Consider the following 13351-nt stretch of genomic DNA (forward strand, 5'->3'; position numbering starts at 1 on the left):
TGAGTGTACTGATATCTTTCGCAAATACGGCTTTCCGCAAGGTAAAGGCTGGGCCGGATCGCCCTGAAGGACCTCACAAAACGCCCGACCACCGATCGTTTGACCTCTGGGGACGGCGGCGCGTCGGGCGTTTCGTGAGCGACACTCAGGCAACCGGCTCCGAGCGCCGCGCCTCTTCCAGCAGCAGGCGCTCGTCCTCGGCCCGCTTGAGCGCCTCGCGGGCGGCATCCGCCTCGCGCTGGCGGTTCCAGAGCGCGGCATAGACGCCCCCGCGGGCGAGCAGTTCGGCGTGATTGCCTCGCTCGACCACGCGGCCCTTGTCCAGCACGAGAATCTCGTCGGCGTTGATGACCGTCGACAGGCGGTGCGCGATGACCAAGGTGGTGCGGCCCTGGCTGACTCGGTCGAGGGCCGTCTGGATCTCGCGCTCGGTGAACGAGTCGAGCGCCGAGGTGGCCTCGTCGAGCACGAGGATCGGCGGACCTTTGAGGATGGTGCGGGCGATCGCGACGCGCTGTTTCTCGCCGCCCGAGAGCTTCAGCCCGCGCTCGCCCACCGGCGTGTCGTAGCCCTCCGGCAGGCTCTCGATGAAGCGGTCGATCTGGGCGAGGCGGGCGGCCTCACGCACTTCGGCCTCGGTCGCGTCCCAGCGGCCGTAGCGGATGTTGTAGCCGATCGTGTCGTTGAACAGCACCGTGTCCTGCGGGACCATGCCGATCGCCGCGCGCAGCGAATCCTGGCGGACGGCGGTGATGTCCTGGCCGTCGATGGTGATGCGGCCGGCCCCCGGCTCGTAGAAGCGGAAGAGGAGGCGCGACAGCGTGGATTTGCCCGCCCCCGAGGGGCCGACGATGGCCACGGTCTTCCCGGCCGGCACCTCGAACGAGACCCCGCGCAGGATCGGCCGCTCCGGGATGTAGGCGAAGCGCACGTCCTCGAAGCGCACCGTGCCGGCCTCGACCTTCAGCGGGGGCGCGCCCGCGCGGTCGGCGATCTCCGGGTTGCGGTGGAGGATCAGGAACATGTCGTCGATGTCGATCAGCGCCTGTTTGATCTCGCGGTAGATCATGCCCATGAAGTTCAGGGGCATCGAGAGCTGAATCAGCATCGTGTTGACGAGCACGAAGCCGCCGATGGTGGTGTTGCCCGCCATGATGTCGCGGGCGGCCAGGAGCATCACCGCCGTCATGCCGAGGGTGAAGATCACCGCCTGGCCGGCATTGAGCACGGCGAGGGAGACGTAGGTTTGCGTCGAGGCCTTCTCGTAGCGCTTCATCGACGCGTCGTAGCGGTCGGTCTCGCGCGCTTCCGCGCCGAAATACTTCACCGTCTCGAAGTTCAGCAGTGAATCGACCGCCTTGGTGTTGGCTTCGGTGTCCGAGTTGTTCATCCGGCGGCGGATGCCGATGCGCCACTCGGTCGCCTTCCAGGTGAAGCCGAGATAGCTCGCGATCATCGCCGCCACGACCGCCGAGTAGAGCCAGTCGAACTCGTAGGCGAGGATGCCGAGCACGAGGACCAGCTCGACGATGGTCGGCACCAGCGTCAGCACCATCAGGCGCGACAATTCCTCGATGCCGGAGCGGCCGCGTTCCAGCACACGGGTGAGGCCGCCGGTCTTGCGCTCCAGGTGGAAGCGCAGGGACAGGCGATGCATGTGCTCGAAGGTCTGGAGCGCGAGCTTGCGCACGGCGTGCATCGCGACCTTGGCGAACAGCCCGTCGCGGACCTGCGTCAGCCCGGCCATGGCGATCCGCGACAGACCATAGAGGGCGATCAGGAGGAAGGGAGCCGACAGGAGCCCGGCCGGCACGGCAGCCGCGGCGGCCTCTCCGGTGCCGTCCTTGGAGCCGATCGCCGCGACCAGCGCGTCGGTGGCCCATTTGAAGGTGAAGGGCATCACCATCGTCGCCGCCTTGGCAACGAACAGGAGGCCGAAGGCGAGGAAGACCCGGCGCTGAAGATCGATCCGGCCGTGTGGCCAGAGATAGGGCCAGAGCCGGCGATAGGTCGTCAGGAGGCCAGGGCGTTCGAGGGGCGCGGACGCGCCCTCCCCCGCCGGCACGGGTGCATTTGCCATGATGAGGTTCGAAGAGATCTTTCGGCGCCAGGCGGCCGTCGCGAGGCGCATATAGGCGCTCGCACCGGATCGCGCATCCTGTTCGCGCCTCGGACCTCCGCGCGTTCCGTCAGGTCCGGCGGTCCAAGCCGCTTCTGGCGGACGGCGCGCTCGGCGTGGACTCGTTCTTCGGCAGCACGAACATCTGGCCGGGATAGATCCGGTTCGGGTCGCGGATCTGGTCTTGATTGGCGTCGTAGATCACGGTGTAGCGGTTGCCGCGGCCATAGATGCGCCGGCTGATCTGCCACAGGCTGTCACCGCGCGTGATCCGGGCGGTGGCGACTTCCGGCACGAACACAGCACCCCCCTCGGTGCCGTCCGGACGGCGCGGCGAGAGCGCGGCGGCTTTGCCATCCGCACCCGGCGTCGGTGCCGATGCAGCCAGCGACGCGGTGCCGGACGCAGCCGGACGCTCCGGCCCGGTCCCCGCCGCGCTGCTTGCCCTGGGCGGGGGAGCCGTGGGGCTCGGCGCGGCCCCCACTTCCCCGGATTTGAGCTTCGGCGCAGGCGGCGCCGTCGCAGCAGGCTTGCCCGTCGCAGCCGGTGCTGTTTTCTCGGCCGGGCTGTTGTCGGCGGAGCGCGTCGGCGACACGCTGTCGGGATAGGCGAAGGCGACTTCGGCGCGAGCCTTGACCTTGCCGCCCCCCGAATCGACGGAATCGACGCGGATGCGGTAGGCGCCCGGCTTCACCCCGCGCCCGATCGTGAACGCCACCCGCCCGTCGGCTCCGGATTGTCCCGAGGCGACCATGGTATCGTTGAGGTAGAGGCGCAGGCTGCTCCACGCCGTCGTCTGGCCGGTGACGTGCAGGCGCCCGCCCTCTTGCGCATCCACGCTGACGATGCGAAGAGCGCCCGCCTCGGAGGCCGCCTTGCCGGCTTCTCGCGTTCCCTCGGCTGCTCTCGACTCGGGCCCGGCGCGGCCGGGCGCTTCGGCGGCAACCGTGGCCGGCGCCTTGCCGGAGGCGTCAGGCGCGCCGGGTTGAGACAGAACCCGCGTCGGCGCGTCCGGGGCCGTCAGGGCGATCAGCGGCTTGGTGTTGCGCGTCTCGGCCACCACGACGGTCACGCTCTCGCGCCCCGGCAGCGGCTTTCCGTCGGCGCCCGTGGCGCGCAGGGCGATGTCGCTCGAGCCCGGCGGCAGGTCCGGCGGCGTCAGGGCGAACTGCCCGGAGGCGTCGGCCTGAGCGCTGGCGAAGGGTTGCCCGTCGCGCAGCAGCTCGATGCGACTATTCGGTGCTGCGCGCCCGGCGATCACGCTCGCTCCGTCGGGTTCGACGCGCACGATGTCGAAGGTCGGCGTGCCATCATCCGCGCGCGGCCTCGCATCGGCCGCGGTCGGCTCTCGCTGCCCGATCCCCTCTTGCCCGATCCCCTCTTGCGAGAGGGCTCCGAGGGCGGCATGAGAGGAGTCCGTCGAGGGCGCCTTACCCGCCCGGTCGCCGATCTGCGTCCCGGCCGAAGGCTTGTCCGGCGTGGCCGGTGTTTCGGCAGAAGGATTGACCGCCGCGTTGCGCTTGAGAAGCTCTCCGGTCCCGAACAACGCGACCACCATGGCGAAGCCGCCGAGCAGGCCCGCAATCGCGAGGACGATGCTTCGCCGAACCTCAGCCGTCATGGCCGTCTACTCCCGTACGCTACGGGCCGCCGCGGATGCGCACGATGTGCCGCCGCGTGTCGAAAACCCGTCTAAATCCGGTGACATATTAACGAACATGAGAAGAACACCAAAGCTCGAACACGGCCGCGCCGTCGTTTCCTCGGCAAACTCAGCAATCTGTTGCTTGGAGAAAGGCCCGGCCGTGTCCCGCCGTCGCGATCGGGGAGGCGCGTGATGGTGCCGCTCACCTCCGTCTGCGTCTATTGCGGTTCCGGCTTCGGCGGCGATCCGGCCTTCGCCGACGCTGCCCAGCGGCTCGGCACGGCGCTGGCCCGTCAGGGGATCAAGCTCGTCTATGGTGGCGGCAATGTCGGCCTGATGGGCGCCGTCGCGAGTGCGACGCTCGAGGCGGGCGGCTACGTCACCGGCATCATCCCGGATTTCCTGAAGTCGCGCGAGCGGATGCTCGATGCGGTGCAGGAGACGATCGTCGTCTCCGACATGCACACCCGCAAGCGGCTGATGTTCGACCACGCCGACGCCTTCGTTGCCCTGCCCGGCGGCATCGGCACGCTGGAGGAACTGGTCGAGCAGCTCACCTGGGCCCAGCTCGGCCAGCACCGTAAGCCGATCCTGCTGCTCTCGGTGAATGGCTTCTGGGACCCGCTGATCACCCTGATCGACCACATGCGTGCCCACGGCTTCATCCGTGAGGGGCTCGATCTGAACTACCTCGTCGGCGAGGATCCCGACCTTGTCGTGGATACGCTGCGCGAGGTTTTGGCCCGGGTCGAGCCGGCGCCGATGGTGGATGAACTGATCGAGAAGCGCTTCTGATGGCAGCCACGATCGAGCCCGGCCAGACCATCGCCGGCGAGCACCAGGGCGAGCATTACGGGACGGTGCTGGCCCGCCTCTCGCGCAATGCCGCCGTCCAGCGGTACCTCGAAATCGGCGTTGCCTTCGGCGACATCTTTTCAGGCATCGCCTGCCGTCATGGCATCGCCGTCGATCCGGGGTTCCAGCTCAAGACCAACATCGCGGCCAACAAAGCCCGGGTCTCGCTGTTTCAGGTGATGAGCGATGTGTTCTTCGCGAACCTGAGCCTGCGCCGTCACGTCGGCGGCCGGATCGATCTCGCCTTCCTCGACGGCATGCACCTGTTCGAGTTCCTGCTGCGGGATTTCTTCAACACGGAGGCGATCTGCCGGCGGGATTCGATCATCGTGATGCACGACTGCCTGCCGGTGGCTGAGCCGATGGCCGACCGCGACCCGATGCAGGCCGGCATTCGCGGGCGCGGCACCCCGTTCGAGAACTGGTGGACCGGCGACGTCTGGAAGATCGTGCCGATCCTGAAGCGCTACCGGCCGGATCTCGACGTGATGCTCGTGGACGCCGCGCCCACGGGCCTCGTGATCGTCACCGGCCTCGATCCGTCCTCGCGCACGCTCAAGACGAACTACGACGCGATCATCGAGGAGTTCTCGCGGCTGCCCAACACGGCCGCCGAGATCGCGCAGGTCTATGCCGAGCACCCGATCGTGCCGACGACCGAGGCTTTGCGCCGCCTGAGCGGACGTTCCTACGCCCATCGTGGCGGGTTGCGTGGAAAGCTCGCTAACGCAATTGGTATATGAAGTTGACGGCTAGTGTTTTGAAAGGAATGCTACTATTCCGCATCCCTTTTTCACGGGCGCCTTAACTGTGTTCGGATCAACTTTCTTTCTTGCTGAAATTCAGCGGCGGCGAGGCATCGCTGGCGGACTCAACTTTCCCATGATTTTTTTGTGCAGACCATTTTGCCTTCCAGGCAGCATAATAATTACGATTAGCTTGCACCAGCTCATCAACTGAGGTTATGTCATTCTTAACAAGTTGGTCAGAGCGAATCGGTGCAGTTTTTGGCATGACGCGCCTCTAATCGGCTTCGTAATTACCTTGCCATTTTTCAGCGATTCGGAACAGTCTCGTGGTCGCAAATATTCCCGAAATCCCCTATCCTGAAATATTTTTTGGAATTGTTGCTCCAATCGGCGGGGATGTTAAAGCTTGTGTTAAAGATTTATCCCGAGCTCTGAATGCCTTGAAATACGAAGTTATTGAGATAAAAGTAACTGATGTATTCGCCCCTATTGCAAAGAATATAATTCCTGAAGTGCCACTTAGTTCCGCGCCTGTTTTTGAGAGATATGACTCTTACATTAATTACGGCAATCAAATCCGACAGAAAATTTCGGACAACTCTTTTCTTGCTGCTTTGACCATCGGTCGAATTACATATCAGAGAAACAAAAGAGCCAAGCCCGACGGTGAGGGCTTGTATTCGCAGAAGGCATATATCCTGCACCAATTCAAGAGGAAGGAAGAAATAGATTTATTTCGATCTGTATATGGTAGATTGTTTTTTCAAGTATCTGTCTATTCACGTCGCGGCTCGCGAGTCGATTACTTGGCAAGGCAATTCGCTCACGGAAAGCACAGCTCCAATATCAATGATTTCAAAACTGATGCCGAAAAAATTGTTCAACGCGACGAAAATGAGCAGGCCGTCGGGCACGGCCAAAAAGTATCAAAAATATTCCACGATGCAGATTTAATTATCAATCTTGATCTTAGTAAGCCGTCGCGCTCTTGGCAGATTGACCGCTTCTGCGACCTTTTATTTGGGAGGAATAATATATCTCCAAATAAAATAGAATATGGAATGTTTATTGCGAAGGCTGCCGCATTGAGGACGTTGGATTTATCGAGACAGGTCGGGGCAGCTATATTCTCACAACAAGGTGAAATTATATCAATAGGGTCCAATGAAGTCCCAAAAGCGGGTGGTGGTACGTACTGGTCTGATGAAGAAATAGATGACCGAGAATATGTACGTGAGCAGGATTCTAATGAAGTAAGGAAGATCGAAATATTGCTGGGACTATTTGATGCGATGGGGGTCAATCCTGATGACCACATTGGCAAGAGTTCTGTTAAAGACTCGCAGTTTATGGATGCTTTGGAGTATGGGCGAATCATCCATGCAGAAATGTGCGCTATCACGGATGCTGCTCGTCTCGGGCGGTCTCTAAAATCAGGTACTCTATTTTCAACTGCATTTCCGTGCCACATGTGCGCGAAGCATATTGTTTCCGCTGGCATTGAGACAGTCATATTTCTTGAGCCGTATCCAAAGAGCTTGGCAATGGATCTCCATACAGATTCTATAAGTATCGAGGGGGCTGATCGAGGTAAATATCAATATTACCCTTGCGTAAGGTTCGAGCATTTTTATGGCATTACACCTAGGAGATATAGAGAGCTATTTGAGCGTGGAAAGCGAAAGGACGACGAAACAGGTCAATACAAGGATTGGATAAAGGCAGATCCGCGTCCTAATTTAGATGTCAAGACACCTTTCTATGTTGAAGTTGAAGAAATCATCGTTGGAGAATACATCAAAAGCCGGATTGAGGCTGGGCTGTTTGGTGACGACGTATTTTCCGTGTAATTTATGGACATATTCATGCGGTAGATGTCGTTTCCATTTCAGTTCTAGCCCGCCACCGTCCAAGTGGTGGTGCCGTCCTTGTTGTCCTTCACGCTCACGCCCATGGCGGTGAGCGCGTCGCGCACCCGGTCGGAGGCCGCCCAGTCCTTCGCGGCGCGGGCGGCCTTGCGCTCGGCGATCAGCGCCGCGACCCGTGCCACATCGATGCCGGCCGCGCCGACCCGCTCCGCCTCGCGCTGCGCCTGCGTGACGGCCAGGAAGCCCATCAGGCCCGCGCCGGCCTTGAGCGCCGATGCGTTGGTGCCGGCAAGGCGATGCAATTCGCCGAGGGCCGCCGGCGTGTTCAGGTCGTCGCAGAGCGCCTCGACCACGCCTACGGGCGGCTCCGCGTCGGGCGCCGCTTCGCCGGCGGCCTCGTACCAGCGATCCAGCATCCGGCTCGATTCCTCCAGGCCGCGCAGGGTCCAGTCGATCGGCTGCCGGTAGTGGGTCTTGAGCATGTTGAGGCGCACGACTTCGCCCGGCCAGTCGTCCAGCACCTGGCGGATGGTGATGAAGTTGCCGAGCGACTTCGACATCTTCTCCCCCTCGACCTGCAGGAAGCCGTTGTGGAGCCAGACACGGGCCATCACGTCGGTGCCGAAGCAGCAGCGCGACTGGGCCACCTCGTTCTCGTGGTGGGGGAAGATCAGGTCGAGGCCGCCGGCATGGATGTCGAAGGTTTCGCCCAGATGCTTCCACGACATGGCCGAGCACTCGATGTGCCAGCCGGGCCGGCCGGCTCGGTCGATTCCGCAGGGTGAGGGCCAGGACGGTTCGCCCGCCTTCGAGGGCTTCCACAGCACGAAGTCGAGCGGCGAGCGCTTGTAGGGCGCGACCTCGACCCGGGCGCCCGATTCCATCTCGTCGAGCGGGCGCTTCGAGAGCGCGCCGTAATCGGGCATGGAAGGCACGTCGAACAGAACGTGTCCTTCCGCCACGTAGGCGTGGCCGGCTGCGACCAGCCCCTCGATCAGCCGGTGCATCTCGGCGATGTGGTCGGTCGCCCGCGGCTCGATGAAGCGCGCCGGATCGCCCGCGCGGTTCACATCGTCGGCCATGAGCACGCCGAGGTCGCGGATGTCGCGGTGGAACTGTGCCAGCGTGCCGTCGGTCAGTTCGCGGATGGTGATGCCGCGTTCGAGCGCGCGGGCGTTGATCTTGTCGTCCACGTCCGTGACGTTGCGGGCATAGGTGACGTGCGCCGGCCCGTAGAGGTGACGCAGCAGCCGGAACAGCAGGTCGAAGACGATGATCGGCCGCGCGTTGCCGATATGCGCCGCGTCGTACACCGTCGGCCCGCAGGCATACATCCGCACGTTCGTCGGATCGATCGGGACGAAGGCTGCCTTCTCGCGGGTCAGCGTGTTGTAGAGGCGCAACATCGGCGTCATCGACTGCGTTCCTGCCGGGCTTTCCCGGCCTCCCCTGCGGCCTGTGCCGCCCTCGTCGTTTGTCGTTGCGGCCCAGCATCTTCCGCTGGCCGTCACGCGCCGCCGGACGGCACCGCTGCCACAGTGTCGCCGGAGCCGCCGGCCGCCGCTGTTGCGCTGCCGCGACGGTCGCCGCGCCAGGGTTGGGCTACCGCAAAACGGTGATGAATTCGAGCGGGGCGGCGGATCTGCCCTCCCGCAACCGACCGAAGGCGGGCCGGCAAGGATTTGTTTACCGCGCCGTCCGAACACTCCGCACTCGAACGAACCCGTTCACAAGGTTTTCACCATGCGCCGCACGGTCGCCGCCCTCTTCGTCCTCGCCACCGCCGCCCTCCCGGCCATCGCCGGCAGTGAGCCCGCGCTTGCGCCCAAGCCTGTCGAGAAGACGTTCCTGATTCCGGCCGAAGACGGTTACGGCGTCGGCGAGTGCCTCAGCGGCGGCCCGAGCGAGTGCGGACAGGTCGTCGCCAACGCGTGGTGCGAGTCGCAGGGCTTTGCCAGCGCCGCCGATTACGGCGTCGCCGCGCAGGACGAGTATACCGGCGCCATCGGCGACGCTGCTCCGGTGAAGAGCGCGCCGCGCCCGCTGCGCATCACCTGCCAGGATTGATTCGGCGGACGCCCTACTTCACGAAATCCGCGCATTTCGGCGGCGGCTCGGTTCCCCAGGGAGCGAGCGGCACGGCCGAGGTGGAGTTCTTGGGCGAACCCTGAACCACCTTATCGGAATAGACCATATAGATCAGCGCGTTGCGCTTGACGTCGCAGCCGCGCACGATCTGCATCGACTTGAAGATCAGCGAGCGGCGCTCGCTGAACACCACCTCGCCCTGTTTCACCTTGTCCTTGAACTGGACCGGGCCGACCTGCCGGCAGGCCAGCGAGATGTCCGAGACGTCCTCCGCGAGCCCGAACGTGCCCTTGATGCCGCCCTTCTCGGGCTGGGTGTACCAGCAGGCGATGCCGGCCACGGCCGGATCGTCGATGCCGTAGACCACGAGCTTGTCGTTGGGGGTCAATGGGCGCCAGACCGTCGACTTGTCGAAGATCCGGTCGGGCTCTTGGGCACGGGCCGGAGCGGACGCGGCGAGACAAGAGGCGACGAGGGCGGCGACGCCCCCGACGAGGCCGGCCGCCGCCGAGCGGCCGCTCCCATTGGTGCCCGTGAGCCACATCATCGACGCAATCCCCTCAAAGCTTGGCCGCAGAGACATGGTGTCTCTGTCCCGAAAGGGCGAGGGGCTTTAACACATGTCGGTGATCGCTTGTGCCGCTTCGTGCGGCTCGGCATCCTCTCGCGTCCTTCCCCGCGACCTCCTGCTCGAGATTCCCAGCATCCGCACCATGCCGATGATCGGACCGCAGTTTCGCCGCGTGATCGGCGCCGCGCTCGCCGCGCTTGTCCTCGCTGGAGCGTGGCCGGCTGCGGCCGCGCCGGATGTCTGGGCCTGCCAGCGCTACCGCACGGAACTCGCCAACCTCAACGCCAGCGCCTCGACCGCGTCGGCGCTCCAGAGCGAGGTCGCGCGTCTCGAGTCCTACTATCGCAGCCTCAACTGCGAGGGCGGCAAGTTCCTGTTCTTCGATACGCGGCCCCCGCAATGCGGCGCCGTCGAAGCGCGGATCCGTTCACTCAACGCCACCTATGGCGGTGGAGATGGCGAGGTCGTCGCCGCCCGCCGTCGGCAACTCGTCTCCGCCGTGTCGAACGCCTGCACCGGCCTGATCCCCGGCGAAGGACAGGAGGGCGTTTTCGGCGGCCAGACCGCCCGAGGGGGGCCGAAGGTCATCTGCGTGAAGACCTGCGACGGGTCCTATTTCCCGATGGGCAACCTGCCGGACGGGCGCGGCGGTGCCGATGAGATGTGCCAGGCGCTCTGCCCCGGCACGGAAGCGGTCGCCTACTCGATGCCGCATGGCGACGACGCCTTGAAGTACGCCGCCACGCTCAAGGGCAGCCGCGCCTACACGGCGCTGCCGACCGCCTTCAAGTTCCGTAAGAGCTTCACCGCCGACTGCTCCTGCAAGCAGGAGGGCCAGACCTGGGCGCAGTCGCTCGTGAAGGCCGAGAGCATGCTGGTGCGGCACAAGGGCGACATCTTCGTCACCCCGATGACGGCGGAGAAGCTCTCCCGCGCGCCCAAGGTGCGCCTGACCCTGGTCGGCCGAGCCGATCGGACCGCGGCAGGCCTCGCGGCCGACGCCGCCAACCGCGAGGGCGCCGTGGGGGCGGCCGAGACGGACGCCGCCGAGCAAGCTCAGCAAACCGGCTCGACCGGCGAGAGCCGCAGCGCCATCCGCGTCATCGTGCCGAGCCTCCTTCCGCCCCCGGAGCTGACACCCATCCCCTGAGATCCACACCGTCGGGCGCAAAGCCCGGTTTCGTCGCGCGAAGAGCCGCAGACGAAGCACCTGCCTCGACCGGTCGCCGTCGGATGTCGACGCGGAGCGATCGGGAACCAATCCGGCCGGACCGTGTTCGGAACCGCCGATTGTGTTTTACGAGGCCGACTTCATGCGGATGACCCGCTCGCTGCTCCTTGCCGGCACCATGCTGCCCGCGCTCGTCCTGTCCGATCTGTCCGCAGCACGGTCTCTCGGCGATGGAGGGCGGATCGAACTGGCGCAGCGCGAGGATTCCGGCGAGGGACCGCGCGGTGGCGGACGCGGACCGGGTGGTCCGGGCGGACCCGCGGGTGCCGGCCCGGCGGAGCGTGGCGGCGTCGAGCGCGGTGGCCCGCCGGCAAGGGAGAGGCCGGACCGATCCGAGCGTCCGGAGCGGCCCGAGCCGCGCCAAGCGCCCGCCGCCCGTGAGCGGCCCGAACCCGCGGAGCGGCCGGCGCGTCCCGAACGTCCGGCGGCGCAGGAGCGGCCCGAACGCCAGGAACGTCCAGAGCGTCCGGACCGGCCCGAACGCGCGACACCGCCCCCGCGTCCCGATCGCTCCGAAGAGCGGCCGGCCGCGCCCGCGTCCCGCGAGCGGATTCCGGACCGCGACGCACCCGCACGGCGCGAAGCGCCCGAGCGCGAGGCGCCGGTCCGGCGCGAGAGCCCGGAGCGGCCCGACCGTGATGGCCAGGACCGTCCGGGCCGTCCCGCCGGTCGCGAAGCCGATCGTCCCGACAGCGCTCCGAACCAGCGCCGGGCTCCGAACGCGCCGCCGCCGCCCAATGCGGAACGCCCGAACCAGCCGACGCCGCCATCGGTCCCGAATCCGGCCCAGCCCAAAACCCCGCCGAACGAGCGGCCCGGCGTTCCGGGCCGTCCGGCGGCGCCGAATGTGCAGCAGCCCACCCGACCGGATCAGCCGGCCGTACCCTCCGCGACGCAGCCCGACGGCGTGCGAGAGGCGCCCGGCGGTCGCACGCCACCGAACCAGCAGCCGGGCGTCCCCGGCCGCCCGGTGGCGCCGAACCAGCAACCCGGTGTTCCCGGCCGCCCGGTTCAGCCTCCCGGTACGCCCCCCGAGGCTGCGCCCCCGACCCAGCCCGGCGCTGTCGCGCCCGGCCAGACGGCGCCGGCTCCCGGCGCGCAGCCGGACCTGCGCCAACCCGGCCAGCCCGGCGGTCGGCCGGATTCGCGCAGCCTCGATGACCGCCGTGACGGTGATCGCCGCGACGAAAACCGCTTCGACGACCGCCGTGGCGACCGTCGTGACCGCTTCAACGTGCCCGGCACGCCGGCCTACGTCCCCGGTGGCTTCCGCGAGGACGATTATCGCGGCCGCGACTACGACACGATCCGCCGCGACCGCCGCGAGTACGATGTCGATGGCCGAACCTATTACCGGGAGCCCGGCCGCATCATCGTGCGCGACCGCGACACCACCTTCATCCGCCACGACGAGAACGAACGCTTCCGCACCATCTACGGCGACCGCGGCTATCGCAGCGAGCGGCGCGGCGGCGAGATCTACAGCTACGTCGACAGCCCGGCGGGTGGCCAGATCATCACTGTCGTGGACGATGACGGCCGGCTCCTGCGCCGTTCCCGCCGCTACCGCGACGGCCGCGAGGTAGTGATCATCAACAACGCCTATGGCGGCGCACCCCGGCCGATCTACGAGGACGTGGTGGAGCTGCCGCCGCCGGATATCCGCATCCCGCGCGACCGCTACGTGGTGGATTACGAGCAGGCCGACCCGCGCGCCGTCTACGAGGCGCTCTCCGCCCCGCCGGTGCAGAAGCTCGATCGGCGCTACACGCTCGATCAGGTGCGTTACAGCCCGCAGCTCCGTGCGCGGATGCCGTCGGTGGACATCAATACGATCACCTTCGACACCGGCTCCTTCACCGTCACACCCGATCAGGCCAAGCGCCTCTCGACCATTGCCGAGGCGATCAACCGGACGATCAAGGACAATCCGCAGGAGGTGTTCCTGATCGAGGGCTACACCGATGCGGTCGGCTCGGACATCGACAACCTCTCGCTCTCCGATCGCCGGGCGCAGTCGGTCGCCGCGGTGCTGACGCAGAACTTTCAGGTGCCGCCGGAGAACCTCACCACGCAGGGCTACGGCGAGCAGTACCTGAAGGTGAACACGCAGGAGGCCAACCGCGAGAACCGCCGCGTCACCGTCCGCCGCATCACGCCGCTGCTCCAGCAGCAGCCGGAAGGGCAACAACCCCCGGCGCCGCGTTAATCGAAGATCTTGACCC

General features: G+C 65.7%; 11 protein-coding genes. 6 read left to right on the forward strand and 5 right to left on the reverse strand.

Annotated features, from left to right (window positions below):
- Positions 1-145: 145 nt before the first annotated feature.
- On the reverse strand, positions 146-2080 hold the full coding sequence (locus Y590_RS23470) for an ABCB family ABC transporter ATP-binding protein/permease (RefSeq protein ID WP_060772434.1): 1935 nt from the start codon (positions 2078-2080) through the stop codon (positions 146-148).
- Positions 2081-2189: 109 nt separating this feature from the next.
- Positions 2190-3740, reverse strand: a complete 1551-nt coding sequence (locus Y590_RS23475) for a LysM peptidoglycan-binding domain-containing protein (RefSeq protein WP_060771968.1) — start codon at positions 3738-3740, stop codon at positions 2190-2192.
- A 216-nt stretch (positions 3741-3956) separates the two neighbouring features.
- Between Y590_RS23475 and Y590_RS23480 the strand changes: the two genes are divergently transcribed.
- Both Y590_RS23480 and Y590_RS23485 read left to right on the forward strand, forming a co-directional pair.
- Entirely contained in the window at positions 3957-4559 is a 603-nt protein-coding gene (locus Y590_RS23480; protein WP_060771969.1) for an LOG family protein, read from the forward strand.
- Complete coding sequence (locus Y590_RS23485) at positions 4559-5362, forward strand: class I SAM-dependent methyltransferase (protein ID WP_060771970.1); 804 nt, start codon at positions 4559-4561, stop codon at positions 5360-5362. Before Y590_RS23480 ends, Y590_RS23485 begins: the two co-directional genes overlap by 1 nt.
- Positions 5363-5438: 76 nt before the next feature.
- Here Y590_RS23485 and Y590_RS26715 read toward each other — a convergent pair whose 3' ends face one another.
- Complete coding sequence (locus Y590_RS26715; protein WP_144440048.1) at positions 5439-5633, reverse strand: hypothetical protein; 195 nt, start codon at positions 5631-5633, stop codon at positions 5439-5441.
- A gap of 61 nt (positions 5634-5694) precedes the next feature.
- Between Y590_RS26715 and Y590_RS26080 the strand changes: the two genes are divergently transcribed.
- Entirely contained in the window at positions 5695-7218 is a 1524-nt protein-coding gene (locus Y590_RS26080; protein ID WP_286161818.1) for an anti-phage dCTP deaminase, read from the forward strand.
- Positions 7219-7262: 44 nt separating this feature from the next.
- Here the strand turns inward: Y590_RS26080 and cysS are convergent, their stop codons facing one another.
- Positions 7263-8651, reverse strand: a complete 1389-nt coding sequence (cysS, locus tag Y590_RS23490) for a cysteine--tRNA ligase (protein ID WP_060771971.1) — start codon at positions 8649-8651, stop codon at positions 7263-7265.
- Positions 8652-8979: 328 nt separating this feature from the next.
- Between cysS and Y590_RS23495 the strand changes: the two genes are divergently transcribed.
- Complete coding sequence (locus tag Y590_RS23495) at positions 8980-9303, forward strand: hypothetical protein (RefSeq protein WP_060771972.1); 324 nt, start codon at positions 8980-8982, stop codon at positions 9301-9303.
- Positions 9304-9316: 13 nt separating this feature from the next.
- Here the strand turns inward: Y590_RS23495 and Y590_RS23500 are convergent, their stop codons facing one another.
- Positions 9317-9871, reverse strand: coding sequence for a CreA family protein (locus tag Y590_RS23500; RefSeq protein WP_060771973.1), 555 nt, complete (start codon positions 9869-9871; stop codon positions 9317-9319).
- A gap of 73 nt (positions 9872-9944) precedes the next feature.
- Between Y590_RS23500 and Y590_RS23505 the strand changes: the two genes are divergently transcribed.
- Positions 9945-11045: a DUF2865 domain-containing protein gene (locus Y590_RS23505; protein WP_060771974.1), complete on the forward strand. Its 1101-nt coding sequence runs from the start codon at positions 9945-9947 to the stop codon at positions 11043-11045.
- Positions 11046-11208: 163 nt separating this feature from the next.
- On the forward strand, positions 11209-13335 hold the full coding sequence (locus tag Y590_RS23510; protein WP_060772435.1) for an OmpA family protein: 2127 nt from the start codon (positions 11209-11211) through the stop codon (positions 13333-13335).
- Positions 13336-13351 lie beyond the last annotated feature (16 nt).

Origin of the sequence: Methylobacterium sp. AMS5, assembly GCF_001542815.1 — a bacterium.
GTDB lineage: Bacteria > Pseudomonadota > Alphaproteobacteria > Rhizobiales > Beijerinckiaceae > Methylobacterium.